This is a genomic window from Halioglobus maricola, assembly GCF_009388985.1.
Lineage (GTDB): Bacteria > Pseudomonadota > Gammaproteobacteria > Pseudomonadales > Halieaceae > Halioglobus > Halioglobus maricola.
Map to the genome: position 1 here is coordinate 3,135,980 of NZ_CP036422.1, position 22,884 is coordinate 3,158,863.

Consider the following 22,884-nt stretch of genomic DNA (forward strand, 5'->3'; position numbering starts at 1 on the left):
TCCCTGTTAATTGACCCGCTGGGCGAGTATTTTGAGCCGCTCTTCAGCTTCGCTCACAATAGAATTCATCAGCTCTTCACAGCTGAGCAGTTGGTCGATCACACCGGCTACCTGCCCCGAGGGCAATACGCCTTCAGACGGTTGCCCATCGACCATGGCTTTCTGGATAATCATCGGCGCATTGGCCGACATCATGGCCTGCGAGGTCGTAATGTCGGCGTCCTTGTGCATTTGCCAGGCCGACTTCAGCAGGCTGGTGAACGTAGCGCCGGTATGCTCACGAAAGGCGAGGCCATTGCGCAAAGCGATGATCAGCTTCTGCAGTGGTCCGGCCTTCTCCAGGCCCGCGAGTAGTTCATTCATGATCATGCGCTGCGGCAGACCATCCATCGCCCGGGAAACAATGATCGCGCCCGGATTGTTGCAATCGATGTAGCGCTGCAAGGTTTCCCGCGGCACCGGGCTCTCCTCGGTCATGAGGAAACGTGTACCCATCGCAATCCCATCGGCGCCCCAGGAAAGCGCAGCGGTAAGGCCGCGGCCATCTTTGAAGCCACCGGCGGCGACCACTGGCACTTTGTCGCCAACAGCATCCACAATTTGCGGAATCAGCAGTGTGGTGGGTATGGCGCCAGTATGGCCACCGCCCTCGCCACCCTGCACTGTGACCACGTCGGCGCCGAGTTCCACCGCTTTGATGGCGTGTTTCGGTAAACCCACGGTCGGCATGCAGACAACGCCGGCGTCCTTTAACTTGCCGATCAACTCGGGACCCGGAGAGCGCGAATAACTCACGGCCTTCACGCCGTGGCGAATAACCATGTCGACAATGTCAGCCGCGTTGGGCTGGTACATGTGGAAGTTCACACCAAAAGGCTTAGCGGTGAGATCCTTTACCCGCAAGATATCCCGTTCCATTTCATCGGCGGGAATAGTCGCACCAGCCAGAAAGCCGAAACCGCCAGCGTTGCAGCTGCCTGCTACCAGCCTGGGATCAGCCACCCAACCCATCGCGGTTTGCACGATGGGGTATTGGCAGCCAAGTAGTTCTGTCAATCGCGTCTGGAGCATGACCTAGCCGCGCTCCCCGGCGGGATTGTCCTTAATCTGATAGGCGCGCTGATTATGCGGATCCATCTCAGCGATGATGGCCAGCTGCTCCAGGGTAGGTGCTTCGGTGGTGGGTATATCACCCTCAACAAAGACCGGATAGGCGGTGTTCTCCTGCACCTGCGCAGCGGTGATTCCCGGATGCAGGGACACCAGCCGCACCTGATGATCAGGGCCACCAAAATCCATGACGCACAGATCGGTGACAATCAGGCGGATATCGATATCGTCGAGACTGTGCCCTTTGGGCAAGCGCTCAGGGTTGTAACCAATGGACGATACGAAATCACACTCACCTTCCATGAACACGCGCGTGTTATGGCTGGGAACGAAAAAGCTATTGGGATGTGAAATAGAGTTTCCCGGGAAGCCGCGGGCGCCCAGCATCATCACCTTGGGGGCCTCGTAGGTCCCGCCCAACGCGGACGTGTTGGTCTGCCCGTATTTGTCGATCTGGGTAGGACCCAACATCGCGTGACGCCGCCCGCTCCAGACATTGTCAAAGATACGGGAGAAGCCCATCCAACTCTCATTGGCTTGCACGTGGTCGTCACCGCGCTTGCCGATGGGATTAGGCTCGCTCAGCATCCAGGCTTCTGAGTCAGTCATCATCAGATCCGGATTCGATGTCTTCATCGCCAGGCTGGCTGCCAGGCGTGGAATCACGCCAATGCCCGTGGCGAGTACTTCGCCGTCATTCGCAAAAGCCTTGCTTGCGGCCACGATGCAAAGTTCGGCCAGGGTGTAATCGCTTGCTACAGTCATTTCTCTCTCCTCGCCGATCAGTAAGTGGGCAGTTCAATGGCACGGATAGCGTCAAGGCCACCCACATTCTGCTGATATTCTTCCTCATTGGCTCCGAGGAACGTGTCCAGATACCCCTGAAACCCGGTCTCCTCCTTCGCGGAACCGGTATATGCCTTGAAGTGCGGCACATCAAAACCGTACGCCGGTGAGCAGGAAGTCGGATGAGCCCCGCCGGCAATTTCAACCACACCAGTGGTCTGGGAGCGTTCCCAGTGCACCAGGCGAGCCTGGGCAGGGTCGTGGAAGTATTGGCTATCTACCATCTCGTCACAGGAGACGAAGGTCTTGTCGGCAGCACGAGCAAACCAGTCATCCATATAATGGTCCGGCCCGGCTATCTGACACACACCCCGGTCATCAGCCCGGTCGGCATGAATGAGCGATACGTCGAGTTTCAGTGCGGGCATGGCAACCCACTCTTTGTCGTCATAGGGGCTGTCGACAACTTTGATGTCAGGGTTTTTAGTGACGATATCAGTACCCAGCCCCACTTCAGTAGGTATATAGGGCACTCCCCAGGCGGCAGCGCGCAGGCCCAGCAACATCATGCCTTCGTCGATTTCCATCACCTCGATAGAGCCAGACTGACGCGCTTTGCGGAAGTAGGGTTCAAGAGGAATAAAATCCAGCGATACAAAGGCAAAAACCACCTTCTTTACTTTGCCCGCTGCACACAGCATACCCACGTCGGCACCGCCGTAGGACACGATAGTCAGGTCCTTGATATCGGAGCGCAGAATCTCCCGCACCAGAGCCATGGGTTTACGCCGGGGGCCCCAGCCGCCAATACCGATGGTCATACCATCTTCCAGTTGGGCGACGACGTCAGCCGCTGTCATCTGCTTGTTCATATCGTTTTCCTTACTTAACTGACGATCCGCGCCATGCGGTAATCGTGCTTGATAAAATTAACCCCGAGCGTGCTTTCTGTGCGCCGCACCCCGTCGATACTAGTGATTCTTGCGTGGACGAACTGGGCCAGGTGTTCAGCATTACGCACCATCGTGATGGCGAGAATGTCGGAGCGACCGAGCATCACACCTACGAACCCGAGCTCTTCCACTTCTGACAATTTGCTGGCGACCTGCCGGGCCTGATCACTGCGCTCTACTTCTATCCAGATGTACGCGAGCGCGTGATTTTCGAAACGATCGATATTGGTCACCGCGGTGATGCGCACCTGCTTTTCTTCTTCCATGCGCTTGATCCGCGCGCGCACCGTGCCCTCACTGACGCCCAGACTCTCGGCAATCTCGCGATTGCTAATCCGTGCATCGGGCGCCAGCCGTTCGACAATAGCCTTGTCGACTTCGTCGAGCTTACGCGTCATGGAATGGCACCCAGTCCGGCTGATTCTTGAGTACGTCCACCGCGAGTGAAGGGGTCAGCTTGCACACTCCAGCAAGCGTCGCCAGCGTCTCACTGAGCAGGGTATTCAGGCCCTGCTGGTCGGCGGCGACAACGAGGATTTCTATATCGTGGGTGCCCACCACTGCGTTCACCGAGAACACTTCCGGTATCTGTGCGAGTTCGCGCGCCACCTCTTCCGGTGCCCTGCCCTCTACCTGAACCCCGACGGCGAGCAACATATCGAAACCTGCCGCCTGGGTGTCGGTTACCGCTACCACGCGCATGGTGTTGGTTTCTTCCAGCCGGCGAACCCGGCTGCGCACCGTGGCTTCGGTAATGTTCAATTCACGTGCGATGGCGCGATATGGCATGCGGCCATCCGTACGCAATAATTCGATGATTCCGATGTCCGTCTCGTCCAGGTCGATGGATGGCCCGGAGTTATCGGTGCTGGCAGCGAAATTCACCGTGACTCCTCAGCGGCCAGATCACGCAATTTGTTTTTAAGGATTTTTCCGCCTGCGTTCATGGGAAACTCTTGAAGGAACCCCACGCTACGAGGCACTTTGTAGTTCGCCATCTGCTCACGCGACCAGGCGATAACCGCAGCCTCGTCAATATCAACACCAGCCTCAACCACTATATAGGCATGCGCCACTTCGCCCATGCGCTCATCGGGAACCCCGATCACCGCAGCGCGCGCTACTCCGGGCATGGAGCAGAGAATGTTCTCTATTTCAGCCGGGTACGTATTGAATCCACCGACAATGAACATGTCCTTGATGCGATCGGTAATGCGAACATAGCCATCTTCATCCATCACCCCGACATCGCCGGTTTTCAACCAGCCATCCTCAGTAATGGTCTTGTGCGTTTCCTCGGGGTTATCAAGGTAACCGCGCATAACATTGAAACCCCTGAACCAGATTTCTCCCTCTGCACCTGGAGCGACGGTATTGCCTTCGCTGTCCACGCACTTCATCTCCACACCATCCATGGCGCGACCAGAACTGTGGGAAATTCGCTCGGCACTGTCATCAGCGCGACAGATGGAAACCACGCCGCAGGATTCCGTGAGGCCATAGGCGGTAACAACAACTTCAAAGCCGAGTTCACCTCGCATCTGGTCGACCAGCGCCACAGGCACCGGTGCGGCCCCGGTCACGGCCAGGCGCAAACTGGAAAGATCGAATTCGTGGCGTCGAGGATGGGCTAGCAGTGACTGATAGATCGTCGGAGGGCCAGGGATCATGGAAATGCGATCGCGAGCGATCTGCGCCAGCACTTCGTCCAAATCAAAACTGCGCACCGGCAGAATATGGGCGCCGCGAATGATTGCAGCCAGCCACCCGGCCTTATAGCCAAAGGAGTGGAAAAAAGGATTGATCACCAGGTAATTGTCGTCTGCGCGCAGACCAACAGTGGCACTCCAGTTTTCGAAAGTGCGAATGTTCTGTCCGTGGCAGGTCACCACCCCCTTGGGATTGCCCGTCGTGCCTGACGTGTAGAGAATATCCAGCACATCATCGGGCACAACTTGCGCGGCTCTGGCTGCCACCTCGCCAGCGGCAATAGCTTCTCCGGCAGCGAGAAAATCCTCCCAGGCCGGGCCGCCCAAACCACCATCGAGCATCACCGTACTCTCCAGAGCCGGCAGAGATTGGCCCTCGAGTAAAGCAGGGTAATTTACCCCGAGAAATTCCCCCACGGTGAATAGCAACCTTGCGCCACTGGCGTTGAGCACATAGGCCGCTTCAGCGCCCTTCATCCGGGTATTCAAGGGCACCAGCACACCACCCACTGACTGGGCGCCGAGGGCAGCAATAATCCACTGATAGATATTGGGCGCCCAGATCGCGATACGGTCGCCCTTTTCAAGTCCCGCTGCAATAAAAGCCCGGCCAGCCTCGACACGTGCCGCATCGAGCCCCGTATAGCTCAACTGCACATCGCCATCGGTAATAGCAGTGCGATCACCGTGCTGGGCAGCGGCTTCGGCCACTAACTGGGGCAGAGTTCGGGGCTGGTAGGAATCCGGCATGGTAGCTGGCGTCCTCATGCAAACAAGTGAGGCGCAATAATAGGCCGCTAGCGGACGAGCAACAACCGGATTTCGTAACTATTGGTTCAATTTTCTACGAATAGCGTTATTTATTCTTAAAATTAACGGCGTTATTCGCAGAAGCTCTAAGAATACAGGGGCGCCCGTCTTTACAGAGTGATCAACTCCCAGGTGTCGTCTTCCGGATGCTGCAGGGCTCGATTCTCATGGTGCAACTTGATCAGATGAGCGCTCATGGAAAGCTTGGCCATCTCGTGCAGGCCCTCGTCCACATCGTCGTAAACCACCTTTACCAACGTGTCCAGCCCAGCCCTGCCAATGCTCTGCAGGCCTTTGATGACCTTCGCTTCGCGTTGCAGGCGGTGATTCACCAACCAATCCACAATAGCCCTGGAATCTTCCATCACCTCGCCGTGACCGGGCGCTATCAGGTGCAAGTCGTAGCGCAACAGTAATTGCAGCGATTCGATATACGCTTTCATATCGCCGCTGGGAGGCACGATCACCACGGTGGAGCCATTCATGATGTGGTCGCCGGCGAACAGCATGCGCTCCTCCTCCAGAAAGAAGCAGAAATGATTACTCACGTGGCCGGGGGTATGGATGGCCCTGAGGGTAAACTCATCACTGCGCAACACATCGTCGTGTTCAAGCTCCCAGATAGGCTTGAAGGTCTCATCCTGAAACATATTGTCACCAGGAGACATTCCCAACGGCTTGGCGCCGGTGGCCTCAGCAATCGCCTTCCAGGCAGGGGAATGATCAACATGCGTGTGAGTGCAAACCACCCATTTAATCCGGTCGCCGCCCGCCTCAAGAATCGCGTCGATATGCGAGGGGATCGCCGGGCCAGGGTCCAGTACCGCAACCTGTTCGTCGCCCAGCAGGTAGGTATTGGTGCCCGCGCCAGTCATAGCACCTGGATTAGGCGCAACAATACGCCTGACCAGTGGGTTCAGCCGAAAAGGTACGCCGTGATCAAGCATGACTTAAACCATATTCTCGATGTTGGCTATCGGATCGACATCGGCGTCGTAATCAACACCATCGACCTCGAAACCAAACAGCTGCAGAAACTCACGCTTGTAACCCGCGAAATCGGAAAGCTCTCTCAGTGTCTCGGTATTGATGTCCTGCCACAGATCAGCAACTGCAGCCTGAACTGCAGGATCCAGCTCCTTACGATCTGCCCGCAAGCGGCCGTCCTCATCAAGATAGGGCTCGGCGCCATACAGTGAATCGCGGAAAAGGCCATCGACCTGCTCAATACAACCCTCGTGACTGCCGTTCTCTTTCATCACCTTGAACAGCAGCGCCAGATAAATCGGCATGGCGGGAATGGCCGCGCTGGCCTGCGTGACCACGGCCTTGAGTACGGAAACCCTCGCATCACCACCCTTGGCGGCAAGGCGTTCGCGAATATCGACAACGCGCTTGTCGAGATCTTTCTTGGCCGCACCGATGGTGCCGTGCCAGTAGATATCCCAGGTGAGCTTGTCACCGATGTAGGTATAAGCTGTCGTCTTGGCGCCCTCGGCCAGTACTCCGGCCGCATCCAGGGCCTCGATCCACATCTGCCAGTCTTCACCGCCCATAACCGCCACGGTGTTAGCGATTTCTTCATCGTTGGCCTGCTCGATATGGAAGTCCTGCACCTCTTCCTTGTCGGTGTTAACACCCTTCTGCACAGTGTCTTTGCCGATGGGCTTGAGTGTTGAGTTGTGTATCTCACCCGTGACAGGGTGTTGGCGGCGCGGCGCGGCCAGGCTGTAGACCACCAGATCCACCTGGCCCATATCGGCCTTGATTGTCTCGATGGTCTTCTGCTTAATCTCGTCGGAAAATGCATCGCCGTTAATGCTCTTGGCATACAAACCTTCCTCGCCAGCAAACTTGTGGAAAGCCGCTGAGTTGTACCAGCCTGCGGTGCCGGGCTTGCGTTCAGTGCCCTCTTTCTCGAAGAAAACTCCCAGTGTGGACGCGCCCGACCCAAAGGCAGCACTGATCCGGGACGCCAGGCCATAGCCGGTGGAGGCACCGATCACCAATACGCGCTTGGGTCCGTCAGCCAGCACACCCTGGGACTTTACGTAGTCGATCTGCTTTTTGACATTGGCCTCACAGCCGGTGGGATGGGTAGTAATACAGAGAAAACCGCGAACGCGTGGTTTGATGATCATTGGCTAAAAATCCTGGCTTGAATAGTTTCCAAGGCCGGGAGTTTAGCACAGCCTGAGGCGCCTGCTCAGGCCTTGCAGCGTAGAAGAAAAGCGCCCCTCAGCGGGGAAAAATCTCAGAGAGCGTCGGAGTATCCCGCCAGATTAGTAATCCACAACGTTTGGTAGGGCTGCACGTCAATGACCTCGTCGCGACCGTGATAGTGAATACCGCTGATCAGCTCTATCCAGTCATCCGTGCCAATCAAATTGATATCCGAGAGTGACAGCGGCAACACCTTGTCGGAAATATTGCTGATGCAAAATACACTCTGGCGGCGATCCATACTCTGACGCCAGAAGCCAAATATGCCTTCACCCAGATGCAGCGTGAACTGGGTGGCATTGGGGTGGAAAGCTGCCTGCTCCCGGCGAATACCGAGCAAGGCCTTGATTCGGGCCAGCACCTGAGCGTGAGTGGACTCCTCGCGCGCAAGAGCCGCCTCCAGGGCCCCATACTCCCACTGATGCCGGTTGATGGCCCGATAGTGCCCGGCGTTCTCGACCCGATCGTAGTCGTTGCGAGTACCCAGCAAACTGTGAATATAAATACCCGGGATACCTTCTAGACCTAGCATGATGGCGTGAGCACAGACAAAGCGGTCAACACCCCAGGCATCAGGTCCAGAGGTGGTTCCCTGCAGCGCATCGAACAGGGATATGTTGATTTCGTAGGGTTTGCTCTGGCCGTTTTCCAGCGCACGGTAGGAAACATGGCCACCAAAATGGCTCATGGTGTCGACCAGCGACTCCAACTCCTGGTCACTCAGCAACCCCTCTGCCGGCCGCAGACCGATGCCGTCATGTGACGCGATAAAGTTGAAATAAGCGGTGCCGTTCTGGGCGGGCGGCATGCTCATCATCCACATCTTAAGGTGCTTGCAGTTGCCGGTGACAAGCGTGTTAACCAGCAGCGGCGGCAGTGAAAAATTGTAGATGCAATGAGCTTCGTTGGAATTACCGAAGTAAGAGAGGTTCTGCTGGTTGGGAATATTTGTTTCGGTAATCAACAGCGCCCCGGGCACCGCGTGCTCGACCAACGTACGAAACAGGCGCACCACCTCGTGAGTCTCCTCCAGATTGAGGCTACTGGTACCAGGCACCTTCCAAAGAAAGGCTACTGCGTCCAGGCGAAAAATACGCACCCCCTTATCCAGGTAGTGGCGCACGATGGTGACAAATTGCTTGAGCACCTCCGGATTGCGGAAATCAAGATCGACCTGATCGTGGCTGAAGGTGCACCACACATAGCGGGTGCCATCGGTGGTTTCCACCTCGCGCAACAGATCGGAAGTGCGCGGACGAACGACATGACTCAAATCGTCATCCGGTGACGCGGTATAAAAGTAGCCCTTACCTGGCGACTCATCTTTCAGAAAATTCTGGAACCAAAGACTGCGAGAGGAACAGTGATTAATCACCAGGTCGGCCATCAGGTCGTAATCAGAGGCAATGCTCTCTACGTCATCCCAGGCACCTAGTGACTCATTCACACTGGAGTAATCCAGTACCGAAAAGCCATCATCGGAACTCCAGGGATAGAAAGGCAGAATATGGACGCCGGTAAGCAGGCCGTCGCTGTACTTATCGAAGAAGCGCTTCAATGTAACCAGCGGCTTCTCGCCCTCTTGAAGAATAGTGTCGCCGTAGGTGATGGCAATGGCGTCGCGCTGGGTCCAGTAATTGACGTATTGTGCTGGCGGCGTGATACACGCATCCAATCGCATCAACCCCAGCAGCTCCTCCGCCAGGCCATCCAGGTTAGCGTCCAACGGATTGCTCCGGTAGATCAAATCCACATGGTGTTGAACCCTATCCAGCAACATCGCTTGTTCCCTACCTCGCTGCAGCATTTACCTACCTACTCCCCCTGCCCAAAGTCCCGGTGATCAGCTTCCACCGCCTCGTGCAGCTGCTCAAGTACATCCGGGAGCGCACTAATCACGCGACTCCAGCTGGGAATAAACGGCCGCTCCATAGGCCTGGCCAGGAAGGCCTCACCCGCTTTCATAATATTCTCCGCAAACATCTCAACCGCCTTCTCCTCATTGTGGATATCGAGGGTTAAGCCATTCATCACTGCATCGTTATGGTAAGTCTCGACAAAATCCAGGGCGATGCGATAGTAGGTAGCCTTGATCGAACGGAAAAGCTCCGTGTTAAAGGTCACGCCGCGAGTCGCCAGTTTACGGATCAAGGCTTTGGTGATATCGATGGACATTTTCGATAGCCCACCCTGGTCATCCTCGGCCGAGAGCTCCTGGTGCTTGTGGTCGTAGATATCGGCGATATCTGCCTGACACAGGCGATTGTTCGCATAATTGCGATACATCTCGGACAGTACGCCAATTTCAAGCCCCCAGTCGCTGGGAATGCGAATGTCGTTTAGCACATCCCGGCGGAACGAGAACTCACCCGCCAGGGGATAGCGGAAACTGTCCATGTACTCCAGGTACTCCATCTCACCCAGACACTTCTTGAGGGCCCGCAGTAAAGGCGTCACCAGCAAGCGACTAACGCGGCCATTGATCTTGCCGCCGGCAACGCGAGCGTAATAACCCTTGCAGAATTCGTAATTGAAACGCGGGTGGGCCACAGGATAGATCAGCCGCGCCAGCATTGAACGTTCGTAAGTCACGATATCGCAATCATGCAGGGCTACAGATTCCGTGCGATTTGACGCGAGCACGTAACCCATGCAGTACCAGACGTTGCGCCCCTTCCCTAACTCTTTTGGCGCAAGATCCTGCGCCTGCAACTGTGCGTCCAGCGCTTGTAGCCGCGGACCCTCATTCCACAGCACACGGTGACGCTGTGGCAGTTGACCAAAAAATTTCAGCGCCGCCCGATACTGGCCTTCAGTCGCCCGATCGAGACCGATGACAATCTCCGAGAGATAACTCGCCGGTTTCAGCTCGTCGATAATCTTCGGTAGCGCCTCCCCTTCCAACTCGGAATAGAGTGACGGCAGTATCAGGCCAAGCGGCCGCTCACGAGAAAAACCCAGCAAGTCTGCCTCGAGCTCCTCCACTGGCCTGTCCGATAAATTGTGCAGCGTCGTGATGATGCCGTTCTGGTAAAAATCGCCCATCTTTTATTCCTTTTATTCAGCTTGCGCTGTGCGTGGAGGCAAGCCAGTGCTCGACTCCTTTGGCCCAGCCCGCGGGGCCGAACGCATCGCTGTAAATGACATCACCGGTACGCTTCAACTCAGGGAAATCGTTAACCGGCGAACGTATCACCAGGGCAGTCTGTGCCGCCTCTAACATGGCCACGTCATTGCCGCTGTCGCCAGCAGCCAGGTCCGCGACCTGTTCAATCTGCCAGGCCTCGGCGAACGCCTGGCGCAGCCAGACGAGCGCTCGGCCCTTGTCACAATCGCCCGCCACTGAGAGAAAGCGCCCACCCTGTAATGGGTTGGCACCTTTCTGCCGTAGCCGGGCGACAAATTCGGCCTTGTTATCATCACTGCCCAGCCATCGCACGGGCTCGCTGTATTCGCGATGATTGGCAAGTCTCGCTGCCTCGGATGAGAGCCCAGTCATCGCCACGATACCGTCAACGCCTGCACTGGAGAATGACTCAAACTGGCCTGGGTACTGATGACTCAGCACCGCCAAGTGCTCAAGCCAGTGACTGCGTGATAGCGAACGCTCATGGATCCAGTATCCATCGCGCTCTACTGTGCCCAGCGGTTGGCTGGAAAAATAGCCCACAGGAATGAAAACAGCCGCGCCATTTTCGACGATGAACGGATGCTCATTGCCAAGCGCCATCCTGATAGATTCGATCTCCGCCCGGGTTTTACTGGTGGTGGGAATCACCGGCACCCCGAGCTGCGCCAACTGCTCCAGAGCAGGTAGTGCGGGCGCAAAGCTATAGCTGTGATGGTCGAGCAGCGTGCCGTCAAGGTCGGTAAAAACAAGCCGTCCGGTCATCCCCTAACTCCGGGTGCAGCCAGATAGGATTCGATCTTGCGATCAGAATCCAGGGTAAACAGGTGGTTAACCCGCCGCGGCAATTGCTGCAGGCAGTGATTAGTTACACGCTGGTAGTGCTGGATAAAGCGACCGACTTCTTCAGCCGACATAACACCGCTTCCGGCACGCCGCTGCGCGAGCTTTTCCTCCTGTTCCAGGCGCCAGCGATAGACGCAGTCAAAGGACGGCGCCTTGAGCATCAACCACTCGTCGACAAGATCGTAGAGCACGGGAAAATCCGTCGCGAGTGCCTGGTTTACTCTATCGCGCCAGGCCCCATCAGTATCCTCGAGCGACTCCAGCGCATTGACCGGGACTGCGAGCTCTGCTGTGTCCACCGACCGAGCCCCGAGGCACCAGCCTTCCAACAGAATAATATCTACCGGGGCCTCAGGGTATTCCCAGGCCTCGGCAGGCGCTCTGTCATCGGTCGCTTTGTCGAAACGGGGAATGACCGGGGTCTCACCTGCCAGCATCGCCTCAAGCGTCTTTAGCAGCAACGCCATATCGTGCGTACCAGGCACGCCCCGGGTCGCGAATAGCGGGTGAACACTTGCCGCGAGTTCTTGCCGCTCGGCGCGCGTCAGATAGAAATCATCCAGAGAGAGCGAGAGCGCCACGAGGCCATGCTCGTGGCGAAAGCGGGAGACGAGGTACGCACAGAGGGTACTCTTGCCCGAGCCCTGGCTGCCATTCACAGCGACCAACAGCGGCCGGCGCGCACCGTTTTGGTGCTCCACCAACAAGTTCGCCACAGGGGCGAACCATTTCAGTGCGCTATCCAGATAAGCCGGGGGCAGTGCATGCGCCTGCAGGAACGCTTCTTGCCAGTCTGGGCCTTGCTCGGCCATCGTTTTACCATCTTGCGGAATAGTATTACTCCGAATGTAGCAGTTTCTATGCCAACGGCACCAAGAGTGGCCAATGGCACCAAAATGGTGAGCCCTACATGATGATCTGGCGGATATCCCCCAGTAGAGATACCAACTGAGTCATAAAGCGGCCGCCGTCACCGCCATTGATCACGCGATGGTCGTAGGACAAACATAGAGGCAACATTTTCCGAGGCTCAAATTCTGCACCGTTCCAGACCGGCTTCATGTCCGCTCTGGAAACGCCCAGAATGCCAACTTCCGGCGCATTAACAATCGGCGTAAAACCGGTTCCGCCGATGCCACCCAGGCTTGAAATAGTGAAGCACCCACCCTGCATATCCACGGGCCGTAGCTTGCGATCGCGCGCCTTGCCCGCGACTTCAATCACTTCCTCAGCCAGCTCCCAGATGCTCTTCTTGTCGACATCGCGGATCACCGGGACCACAAGACCGGCGGGGGTATCCACCGCCATGCCTATGTGGATGTACTTCTTGTAAACCAGCGACTCGCCCCCGTCGGCTATGGAGGAGCAAAACTTGGGGTTGTCCCGAAGGGCCACTGCACAGGCCTTCAGCAAGAACGGCATGGGCGTGAGCTTGACACCCCGGCGCTCTGCTTCAGCTTTCATGCTCCCGCGGAAGGCTTCGAGATCAGTGATGTCCGCGTCGTCATACTGAGTGACGTGAGGCACGTTAAGCCAGCTGCGCTGCATATTATTGGCAGTGACCTTGTCCATTTTGGACCGCTGGGTCACTTCTACATCACCAAACTGACTGAAATCCATTTCCGGTATGACAGGAATGCCGGCACCAGTGCTGGCCGCTGCAGCGGGTGACTTGATGCGCTGCTGCACAAAGGCATGCAGGTCTTCCTTGAGCAAACGACCTCTGGGGCCAGTGCCGGTGACTTCCGCCAGAGGCACGCCAAATTCGCGGGCTAATTTGCGCACCGCAGGCCCTGCATAAACACCCGCACCGGCGCTGGCAGGCTCTGACTGAGTCAAAGGCGTGGGTTTGCCTGGTGCAGGCGCAGGTGACGCCGCGGCAGCTACTGGCTGAGAAGCAACCGGGGCAGGTGCCGGCTCACTGACTGCCGCGGGCACAGGCGCAGATGCTGCTGAGCCTTGCAATACGAGCAACTCGTCGCCCTGCTTGACCTGATCGCCTTCACTGACACGAATCTCCAGCACCTCTCCCGCGAATGGAGCGGGAACCTCCATCGAGGCCTTGTCTGACTCGAGCACGACCAGTGAATCGCCCTCGGCAACGGTATCGCCAACGCTGACGGGAATCTCTATCAGCTCGACAGCATCGTCGGTTCCTATGTCTGGGACCGCCACTATCTCGGGCGCAGCCGCAGCTGCCACAGGTGCCGGTTCTGGCTGGGATACAGGTTCTGTTTCGGCCGCAGGGCTGGACGCAGGCGGCGCCTCAGGAGTCTCTTCTGCCGGGGCAGCGGCAGGAGCGTCGCCCGCTGCTTCAATGATCGCGACCAGCGCGCCCTCGGCCAATTCCTGACCTTCAGCCACCAACAACTCAACCACGGTGCCAGCTACTGACGAGGGAATTTCCATCGACGCCTTGTCTGACTCCACCACACAAAGGCCCTGGTCGACTTCAACCTCGTCGCCTACTGCCACCAGCAGCTCGATGACTTCGGCCCCTTCGGCGCCACCAATATCGGGTACGGTTACTTCTTGCTTAGCCACGTTATTGTCCTTTTTTATTACACCGTCACAGGGTCAATTTTGTCCGCTGAAATACCGAGATCCGCCATAGCCGCGGAGACGGTGGAAACTTCTATGAGACCTTCGTCCGCCAGTGCCTTAAGTGCCGCCAGCACCACAAATTCGCGGCTCACCTCGAAGAAATCACGCAGCTTGGCGCGCGTGTCGGAGCGACCAAAGCCGTCAGTGCCCAGGGCAGTGAAATGCGTCGGGATAAATTCACGAATCTGGTCGGTGTAAGACTTCATATAATCCGTTGCTGCGACCACAGGGCCTTCGGCACCTTCCAATAACTGGGTAACATACGGCACCTTCGGCGTTTCTTCCGGGTGCAGCATATTCCAGCGCAAGGCTGCCTTGCCCTCTCGCTGCAGCTCATTGACGGACGTCAGGCTCCAGACATCCGCACTCACGCTGTACTTGCTCTCCAGGATCTCCGCAGCAGCTTCTACTTCACGCAGGATCGTCCCGGCACCCATCAACTGAACCCGCATCCCGTGCTTGGCGTCACTCTTGCGCAAGCTGTACATGCCCTTGATGATGCCTTCTTCAGCACCTTCCGGCATGGCGGACTGCACGTAGTTCTCATTCATCGTGGTGATGTAGTAGAACTTGTTCTCACCTTCCTGGTACATGCGGCGCAGACCATCCTGCACAATCACCGCCAGCTCATAAGCGTAAGTAGGATCATAGCTGACACAGTTGGGAATGGTGCTGGCCTGAATGTGGCTATGGCCATCCTGATGCTGCAGGCCTTCGCCATTGAGTGTCGTCCGGCCAGCAGTCGCGCCAATCAGGAAGCCGCGTGCCTGGCAATCGCCGGCCGCCCAGGCCAGGTCGCCGATACGCTGGAAGCCAAACATGGAATAGTAAATATAGAACGGCACCATGGGGTAGGCACTGGTGCTGTAGGAGGTAGCCGCTGCCAGCCAGGCGGAAAATGCACCGGCTTCATTGATACCCTCTTCCAGAATCTGACCCTGGATATCTTCCTTATAGAACATGATCTGGCCGGCGTCGTGAGGCGTGTAACGCTGACCAACAGAAGAGTAAATACCCAGCTGACGGAACATACCTTCCATACCGAAAGTACGCGCCTCATCCGGCACGATAGGCACAATGCGCTCGCCAATCTCTTTGTCCTTCACCAGATTGGACAGCATGCGCACAAAAGCCATGGTTGTCGAGATAGCCCGCTTGCCACTACTTTCGAGCTGTTTCGAAAACGCATCCAGTGGCGGCGTTTTCAGCAGCTGCATCTCGCTGCGGCGGGAGGGGATCATTCCTCCCAGCTCTTCCCGGCGCTGGCGCATGTAACGCATCTCCGGGCTGTCTTCTTCCGGCTTGTAGTAGGGTACGGTCGCCAACTCTTCATCATTGATCGGGATGCCGAAGCGATCACGGAACGCCTTGAGGCTATCAATGTCGAGCTTTTTCAGGGAGTGAGTCTCGTTATTCGCCTCTCCCGCTTCGCCCATACCATACCCTTTCACGGTCATGGCAAGGATGACTGTCGGCCGCTCGGTTTCGGCGACTGCCTCGGCATAAGCTGCGTACACCTTGTAGGGGTCGTGACCGCCGCGATTGAGATACATGATCTCATCATCCGAAAGATCCTGAACCAGTTCGAGACTCTCAGGATACTTGCCGAAAAAGTGCTCACGGGTATAAGCGCCACCGTTGTACTTGTAGTTCTGCAACTCACCGTCGCACACCTCGTCCATGCGCTGACGCAGGCGACCGCTTTCATCATTGGCAAGCAGGGGATCCCACTTGCGGCCCCAGATCACCTTGATCACATTCCAGCCAGCGCCGCGGAACACACCTTCCAGTTCCTGGATGATCTTGCCGTTGCCGCGCACCGGGCCATCCAGGCGCTGCAGATTGCAGTTGATGACGAAGTTCAGGTTGCCCATCTTTTCGCGCCCGGCGAGGGAGATGGCCCCCAGTGATTCGGGCTCGTCACACTCACCGTCGCCCATAAAGCACCAGACATTGCGATCACCGTGCTCAACCAGGCCTCGGTGCTGTTGGTATTTCATAACCCGCGCCTGATAAATCGCCTGGATCGGGCCAAGACCCATGGAGACTGTGGGGAACTGCCAGTAGTCAGGCATCAGCCAGGGATGGGGATAGGAGGACAGACCATTGCCATCCACCTCGCGGCGGAAGTTATCCAGTTGACCTTCACTCAGGCGCCCTTCGAGATAGGAACGAGCGTACATACCGGGGGCGGAGTGGCCCTGATAGAACACCAGGTCACCCGGATGATCGCCGTCGCTGCCGCGGAAGAAGTAGTTGAAGCCCACGTCGTAGAGAGTGGCGCTGGACGAGAAACTGGAGATATGCCCGCCAAGACCCTCGTCATTGTCATTGGCGCGCATGACCATGGCCAGCGCATTCCAGCGCACCAGCGAGCGAATCCGACGCTCCATGAACAGGTCGCCGGGCATGCGCTTCTCGTCCGCGGGGGAGATGGTGTTTACAAAAGGCGTGGTGATGGAGTCGGGCAATTTCACCTGGTTGTCCAGGGCGTGACGCCCCAATTCCATCATCAGGTGGTTGGCGCGCTCCGGACCACTGTTGCGAATGACCTCGTCAAGCGCGTCCAGCCACTCTTTCGTCTCTATAGGATCTTTATCTTCTGCCATGCTATTCACCTGCGAACATCAGGGGATACTTATGGTTTTCTTATAGTTTCCTTTTGGAACCAACAGCTTGAAAACACGTCATCCCAGTATAGTAGATACAAAGAAAGTCGCCGGGCTTTATTGCCCAGGCGACTGAATCTGTAAAAATATTACACTATGCAGGGGTAAAATGGAACATCAGTTCCATTTTGGGACGTTAATTAGGGCTAAATCAGCCTATTTTTTGTAGTTTTGTTACAAAACTACTCAATGATGTAAACATTGTGGGAAGCTTTGATTTCGGCGGCAGAGGGATACTCCTGCTGGTCACCTGTTGGCAATACTCCCCACTTGCCAGGCGCCGCGACCTGCAGGGAACGAGAGAGGCTGAGGAAGTTCTGCCGGTAGTACGCCGACCAGTCGGCAAGTGTCATAGCCTCCACTGCCTCGGCTAACTGCTCCCGGCCATCGAACGCATAGCGCTTCTTGGCGATTGACTGCCAGTAAAATTCAGCACGCTCCCACATGTTCTTCTGCGGACGATTAATTTCATTGACCAGTACTCGGCGATGGCGGAGATACTGCTCTTCATCCAGTTCCCCCTCTACCCTTCCAAGGTAGGCCTCCATCGCCTCTGCCAGCGCGGCACTGTCAGCCACTGGAGACTGAATCAGCATCACCAGGCCGGGCACATCCAGCTGCGACCATGAGAACGCCTGCACAATGTAGCCCAATTGCTGTTCGGTACGCAGCTGCTGGAAGAAGCCGGACTTCATAATCTGCGCCGTGAGCGCTGTTGCCGCGCGATCTTGCCAGCTATTGCCCGCTCCCTGCAGGTACCAGGCCAGCACGGCGTCGTCGTGTTCTACGCTCACTGGAAAGAGCGCGCGCTCCCCTTCAGCGAGCTTTGTCACCTGAAGTGGTGACAGCGCGGGGGGCTTACCGGAGGGCACCACCATATCGAGCATGCCTGCCAGGTCGTCCACTGCGGCATCGGTGTAATTGCCGTAAATGAGTGCTTCCGCACTCGCACTGGCCCAGAAACTCGCTGCATAGGCATTGAGCGTATCGAGCTCTGTAGATTGCAGCGCTGCAATCAGTGCCTGCTCGCCCCACTCTCCGTGCAAAAGGGATTCGCGCAAGTCGTCGAACACCTGGCTGGACGGTCGCTTGGCCACTGCGTTCTCCAGAGAGCGAACAAAGTTGGCGCGGATATTATCGAAACGCTGCTGATCGAACCCCGTCTCGGCAATGTCGGCCAAGATGTCTTTCAGCAACACGAACTGCTTGTCGGTATAACCACTGATGCGCAGACTGACCCCCTGCGCATGCTTGTAGAAGCTGAAATTGAGACCTGCCAAGAGTGCGGGATAAGTGTACTCGTTGACCTGATCACGCAGCAGGGACGTGTAGAGCGCAGCCATCGCCGCCTGCTCCGCGTTTTGCCCGACTTCCGGCGAGCGGAAATTCACATACATCGCGCCCTTCGGAATGCGGTACTCATCATCCTGGGCAAACCAGATGCGCTTGCGTGGCTCGTTGAGCACCAGCTTGGGGTTTCCCGCAGAGGCCTTGTCGACACTTACCAGCGCAACATCGTCAACAATAAATTCGTTAGCCGCCGGCAGCGCCAGCGGCAGCTCACCCGCGTCGCCCTGCCATACCGCGAGTTGCGCCTCGCGGACTTGTGCTATCGAATAAGGCGCACCATAGTGCTCGGACACGCGATCTGTGCTCACACTCTGATCATCAAGAATGACCAGCGCATTGGCTGGCTCAAGATGACTGAACATATCCTCAAGCATCTGCGCCTGGTAATCGCTCATGATGTAGTTGCCCTGCAACACATCCTCGGGCGCGTAATAGTGCATGCTACTGGCAAGGGACGCGACATAGTTTATGGGCTCCGCGCGCTCCTTGAAACGAAACGCCAGCTCTGCCACGCGCGATTGCTCTTCGTACAGCCAGCGCTTCGGCCCCGCCTCGCGCACCATGTCCAGATAATTGAACAGCAGCTGAACTACCCGGTCGTAGTTTTCCACCCCTTCCTCTGTCAACGTGACGCTGACATTGAACAGCGAACCGCCTCGCCAACCGAGGCCGGAGCCCGCTGACAGCGATTCGGCCAGGCCTTCGGCCTTGAGCTGCGACAACAAACTGCCCTCGCCCTCATGGCCCACCAGATTGCCCAGATAGGACATCGGTTTTACGCGGTAATCGTCGCGATAATCGTCAAGTGGGAACATCACCTGCAGCAAGCGGCGCGTCGCCTGGGGCTTAATCTGCAGCATCGCCGGCAATTCACCCGCAGTAAACAGGGGTGCAGCTATTGTCTCGTGCTCGAATGCCTTGTTGGGCACCGGTGAGAACATCGGGGCAACCATCGATTCCAGCTCATCCAGGGACCCAGCACCCAGCACCACCAACCGCATCAGATTGGCGGAATAGTACTTGTCGTAGAACACCAACAAATCATCGCGCACGCTGGCCTGCGGCGTATCCGCCAGCGTGTCCAGGCTGCCGACCGAGAATCGGCTGAAGGGGTGCTCGGGATTCATCACTTCCTGCAGCACATCGAGGCCGCGGCGGGAGTCGCTCTTCAAGCCCATCTGGTATTCGGACTGAACTGCATTCTTCTCCTTGTCTACCAGCTCTTCATCAAAGCGTGGAGAGATAAAGAACTGGGCGAAACGATCCAGGGCCTCCGGCAAGTAGGCAGCATCGATATCAAAGAAATAGTTAGTGTGCTCGAAGCTCGTATAGGCGTTGCGATTACCGCCATGCTCGGTGACAAACTTCTCGTATTCTGCCGGGTCCGGGTACTTGTCCGTACCCAGGAACAACATATGCTCAAGGAAATGGGCAAGGCCTCCGCGGTCATCCGGATTTTCGGCGTGCCCTACATTCACATCCAGGGACGCGGCGGCTTTGGGTGTCTGCGGGTCGGAGATCAATAGCACCTGCATCTGGTTTTCCAGCGTAAGCAGGCGATACTGCCTGTCGTCATTCGGGCTCTGTACCGGCGATACCCCTGGGTTAGGCGAACCCGTACAGGCAGTAATCAATACGACTAAAAAAGAAACAACAAACGACAAGGGCATCAGCGAACGCTGGCGCCCGGAGGTTACAACCGACATCAATTACTCCAAAGCAGTTTCGGTATCAGGGGGTGGCAACTCAAGCGGATTACTATCCCGGCTCGGCCAGGCATAGATAATGGCTTTGATAAGAGTCGCCAGGGGAATTGCAAAAAACACCCCCCACATACCCCAGATACCGCCAAAAAACAGTATTGCGAGAATGATGGCCACAGGATGCAGGTTCACCGCCTCTGAAAAGAGGAAAGGTACCAACACGTTGCCATCCAGACCCTGGATCACAAGATAGACAACACACAGCGTATAAAATTCACTGGCGAAGCCCCACTGAAAGAAACCTACCAGCACAACCGGCAGGGTGACGATGACTGCGCCGATATAGGGAATGATCACAGAGAGGCCGACAAGCAGCGCCAACAGCGCGGCATAGTTGAGCCCCATCCACGCGAAAGCCACGTAGCTCACAGCCCCCACCACAATAATTTCGATGACTTTGCCGCGAGCATAATTGGCGAATTGCAAATTCATCTCAGACCAGATTCGCTTCAGCAACGGCCTTTTCTCCGGCAGGAACTCACCAAGCCAATTGAGGATCAGCTCCCGGTCACGCAGGAAAAAGAAAACAAGAATAGGTATTAGGATCATGTACACCATCAGTGAGAACAGCCCGCTGATATTGGCCAGGCCCTGGGTCACGACGAACTGCCCCAGATTGGCCGCCTCGGCCTGGGCCATACTCACCAGGTCACTCATCTGCTGCTCACTGAAGAAATCGGGGTACCGCTCAGGTAACACCGCCAGCAACTGCTGGCCTTTGCCCAGCATTGCAGGCAACTCCGAAGCCAGGCTCAGGAACTGACGCCAAGCCAGCGGCAACAGCCCCAGGGTCACCGCGAAAAACGCGCCGACAAAAATCAGGAACGAGACACTCACCCCCACCCACTGAGGCAGGCCATAACCCTGCAGCTTGGACGAAATCCCCTGCATCAGGAACGCCAGTACCATCGCCGCGAGCAGCGGCGCGAGAATATCGCCGATAGTCACCAGCAACGCTATCGAGATCGCCAACATGACCAGCAGGAGGATCGCCTCCTCCTCGAATAGATAGCGCTTGTACCACTTGTTGAAGATGTCCAGCATCAGTCAGTTCCGTCCCTAGGCCTTTTCGATGAGGTGGATGTAAACGCCGTCGGCGGTTTCCTGTGAAGACAGGAGCTCATTGCCCGATTGCTCGGCAAATACCCTGAAATCACGCATGGATCCCTGGTCGGTCGCCAGGATGCGCAGGCGCTCCCCCGCGGCCATGGTATTGAGCGCGCGCTTGGCCTTGAGCAAGGGCATCGGGCAATCCAGGCCCTTGGCGTCCAGTTCTACCGGTTCTGTCATGTGCGATTCTTACCTCCAGAAGCGCCACAGTATACGCATTACACTCCTGTGAATGAACTTTGACTGAACCCCGCCCTCTAACTCACCACGGGGTATTGCCCCAAGTGCGGCCGGTTGCAGTACAATGCCCGGCACCTGAAGTTCACAAGCAACCTGGTCTGAGTTAGTGCTATTTATCCGCCAATCGGCAGCCCCCTTTCTGCGCCTGACTGCACTGCTGCTCTGCACCATGCTGGCGGCCCCCGTTTCAGCCAACACTGAAGAGCTCAAGCTGCCCAACCTGGGCGAATCCAGCACCAGCTTGTTTTCCGCAGAGTATGAACATCAGTTGGGCCGAACCTGGCTGAAGATATTTCGCAGCCAGGTGCCTACCGTCACCGACCCCTTGATGTTCGACTATCTCGAAAACCTGATCTACGAGTTGGCGATTCACAGCAAGCTGGAGGACCGACGCCTGGAGTTGGTGGTGGTCGACAATGCAACTATCAACGCCTTCGCCGTACCCGGCGGGGTGATCGGCGTGCACAACGGCCTGCTGTTGTATGCCCAGACCGAAGACGAATTGGCCACGGTCCTCGCCCACGAACTAGCGCACCTGAGCCAGCGCCACTTTTCCCGGGGCGTGGAATTCCAACGCTCCCAGGCGCCGGTGAATCTGGCGGGCATGCTCGCCGGACTGGTGCTCATGGCCACCGCCGGTGGTGACGCTGGCATGGCAGCCCTCGCGGCGAGCCAGGCCGCCGCCCAGAACAATGCCTTGCGTTACAGCCGCAGCAATGAGCAGGAAGCCGACCGGGTAGGCATGCAAACCATGGTTGAAGCCGGGATGGACCCACATGCGGCCCCGGCAATGTTTGAGCGTATGCTGCAGTCTTCGCGCTATTCCAGTGGCGAGCGCATTCCTGAGTTTATGCGCACCCACCCACTATCAGAAAACCGAATTGCCGACACCCGCAACCGGGCCCGGCTGTACCCGAAGATGATGCGCCCGATAAGCCTGGACTACCAGCTCATGCGCGCACGCGCCTACGTGCAACTGGCCAACACGCCTGAAGAGGCCGTGCAGCGCTTCAAAGGGGAGCTGTCCGGCACGCCCCGTTCAGAAGAAGCGGCGCAATATGGCCTGGTGCTTGCACTGACAGAGGCGGGCCGCGCGGATGAGGCAGCTCTTACGCTGGACGCTATCTGGTCGAGCAACCCCGATCGATTGGAATACATTCTGGCAGACGCTGACATCGAGATGGCACGCAACGCACCGGAAAAAGCGGCGAAGAAACTCGCCCGACAACTGGAGCTGAGCCCAGGCAATCATCCGCTCACCATGAGCTACGCCACTGCTCTCATGGCTAATGGCGAATCGCATATAGCGGAAGAAGTGCTGTTGGCACAAAGCACTCGCCGGCCCCACGACCCAGGCCTGTGGTACCTGCTTGCGGAAGTACAGGGCCTGTCGGGAAATATCGCCGGGCTGCACCGTTCAAGAGCGGAATACTTCATTCTGAATGGCATCCTGGACGAGGCAGAGCGACAGCTTAACTACGCCCTCAAACTCACCCAGAATGATTACCACACCTCGGCCCAGATCCAACAGCGCCTGCGCGATGTGGCGCTGCTACGACAGCAAATGGAAAGCCTCTAGCAGAG

Annotated in this window: 18 protein-coding genes; 1 reads left to right on the forward strand and 17 read right to left on the reverse strand. The window is 57.0% G+C overall.

The window, feature by feature from the left end; genetic code table 11:
• Positions 1 to 6: 6 nt before the first annotated feature.
• From EY643_RS14265 to EY643_RS14345, 17 genes are all read right to left on the reverse strand, one after another.
• The gene (locus EY643_RS14265) at positions 7 to 1,071 is read right to left on the reverse strand and encodes an NAD(P)H-dependent flavin oxidoreductase (protein ID WP_153239864.1); all 1,065 of its coding nucleotides are present in this window, start codon (positions 1,069 to 1,071) and stop codon (positions 7 to 9) included.
• Between the two features lie 3 nt (positions 1,072 to 1,074).
• Complete coding sequence (locus EY643_RS14270) at positions 1,075 to 1,875, reverse strand: CoA-transferase subunit beta (RefSeq protein ID WP_153239865.1); 801 nt, start codon at positions 1,873 to 1,875, stop codon at positions 1,075 to 1,077.
• 17 nt (positions 1,876 to 1,892) lie between these two features.
• Positions 1,893 to 2,768, reverse strand: a complete 876-nt coding sequence (locus tag EY643_RS14275; protein WP_153239866.1) for a CoA transferase subunit A — start codon at positions 2,766 to 2,768, stop codon at positions 1,893 to 1,895.
• A 14-nt stretch (positions 2,769 to 2,782) separates the two neighbouring features.
• Complete coding sequence (locus EY643_RS14280; protein ID WP_153239867.1) at positions 2,783 to 3,247, reverse strand: Lrp/AsnC family transcriptional regulator; 465 nt, start codon at positions 3,245 to 3,247, stop codon at positions 2,783 to 2,785.
• Entirely contained in the window at positions 3,237 to 3,734 is a 498-nt protein-coding gene (locus tag EY643_RS14285) for an Lrp/AsnC family transcriptional regulator (RefSeq protein WP_153239868.1), read from the reverse strand. The genes EY643_RS14280 and EY643_RS14285 overlap by 11 nt, the downstream gene beginning before the upstream one ends.
• Positions 3,731 to 5,308 carry a FadD3 family acyl-CoA ligase gene (locus EY643_RS14290; RefSeq protein WP_153239869.1) on the reverse strand — a complete coding sequence of 526 codons (1,578 nt, stop codon included), beginning with the start codon at positions 5,306 to 5,308 and terminating at the stop codon, positions 3,731 to 3,733. The genes EY643_RS14285 and EY643_RS14290 overlap by 4 nt, the downstream gene beginning before the upstream one ends.
• A 170-nt stretch (positions 5,309 to 5,478) precedes the next feature.
• Positions 5,479 to 6,315, reverse strand: a complete 837-nt coding sequence (locus EY643_RS14295) for an MBL fold metallo-hydrolase (protein WP_240732713.1) — start codon at positions 6,313 to 6,315, stop codon at positions 5,479 to 5,481.
• Between the two features lie 3 nt (positions 6,316 to 6,318).
• Positions 6,319 to 7,509: an enoyl-ACP reductase FabV gene (gene fabV, locus EY643_RS14300; protein WP_153239870.1), complete on the reverse strand. Its 1,191-nt coding sequence runs from the start codon at positions 7,507 to 7,509 to the stop codon at positions 6,319 to 6,321.
• A 113-nt stretch (positions 7,510 to 7,622) separates the two neighbouring features.
• The gene (locus EY643_RS14305; protein WP_240732714.1) at positions 7,623 to 9,371 is read right to left on the reverse strand and encodes a sugar phosphorylase; all 1,749 of its coding nucleotides are present in this window, start codon (positions 9,369 to 9,371) and stop codon (positions 7,623 to 7,625) included.
• A gap of 35 nt (positions 9,372 to 9,406) precedes the next feature.
• The gene (locus EY643_RS14310) at positions 9,407 to 10,636 is read right to left on the reverse strand and encodes a glycosyltransferase family protein (RefSeq protein ID WP_153239872.1); all 1,230 of its coding nucleotides are present in this window, start codon (positions 10,634 to 10,636) and stop codon (positions 9,407 to 9,409) included.
• 16 nt (positions 10,637 to 10,652) lie between these two features.
• On the reverse strand, positions 10,653 to 11,483 hold the full coding sequence (locus EY643_RS14315; protein ID WP_153239873.1) for an HAD-IIB family hydrolase: 831 nt from the start codon (positions 11,481 to 11,483) through the stop codon (positions 10,653 to 10,655).
• The gene (locus EY643_RS14320) at positions 11,480 to 12,376 is read right to left on the reverse strand and encodes a hypothetical protein (RefSeq protein ID WP_153239874.1); all 897 of its coding nucleotides are present in this window, start codon (positions 12,374 to 12,376) and stop codon (positions 11,480 to 11,482) included. Before EY643_RS14320 ends, EY643_RS14315 begins: the two co-directional genes overlap by 4 nt.
• A gap of 94 nt (positions 12,377 to 12,470) precedes the next feature.
• Positions 12,471 to 14,108, reverse strand: coding sequence for a dihydrolipoyllysine-residue acetyltransferase (aceF, locus tag EY643_RS14325; protein WP_153239875.1), 1,638 nt, complete (start codon positions 14,106 to 14,108; stop codon positions 12,471 to 12,473).
• Positions 14,109 to 14,125: 17 nt separating this feature from the next.
• Positions 14,126 to 16,777: a pyruvate dehydrogenase (acetyl-transferring), homodimeric type gene (gene aceE, locus EY643_RS14330; protein WP_153239876.1), complete on the reverse strand. Its 2,652-nt coding sequence runs from the start codon at positions 16,775 to 16,777 to the stop codon at positions 14,126 to 14,128.
• Positions 16,778 to 17,019: 242 nt separating this feature from the next.
• Complete coding sequence (locus EY643_RS14335; RefSeq protein ID WP_240732715.1) at positions 17,020 to 19,893, reverse strand: insulinase family protein; 2,874 nt, start codon at positions 19,891 to 19,893, stop codon at positions 17,020 to 17,022.
• A gap of 3 nt (positions 19,894 to 19,896) precedes the next feature.
• Positions 19,897 to 20,994, reverse strand: coding sequence for an AI-2E family transporter (locus tag EY643_RS14340; protein WP_153239877.1), 1,098 nt, complete (start codon positions 20,992 to 20,994; stop codon positions 19,897 to 19,899).
• A 15-nt stretch (positions 20,995 to 21,009) separates the two neighbouring features.
• The gene (locus EY643_RS14345; RefSeq protein WP_153239878.1) at positions 21,010 to 21,240 is read right to left on the reverse strand and encodes a sulfurtransferase TusA family protein; all 231 of its coding nucleotides are present in this window, start codon (positions 21,238 to 21,240) and stop codon (positions 21,010 to 21,012) included.
• Between the two features lie 229 nt (positions 21,241 to 21,469).
• Between EY643_RS14345 and EY643_RS14350 the strand changes: the two genes are divergently transcribed.
• Positions 21,470 to 22,879 (forward strand): M48 family metalloprotease, encoded by a 1,410-nt coding sequence (locus tag EY643_RS14350; protein WP_153241059.1) that lies wholly within the window; start codon positions 21,470 to 21,472, stop codon positions 22,877 to 22,879.
• The last annotated feature ends 5 nt before the right edge of the window (positions 22,880 to 22,884 follow it).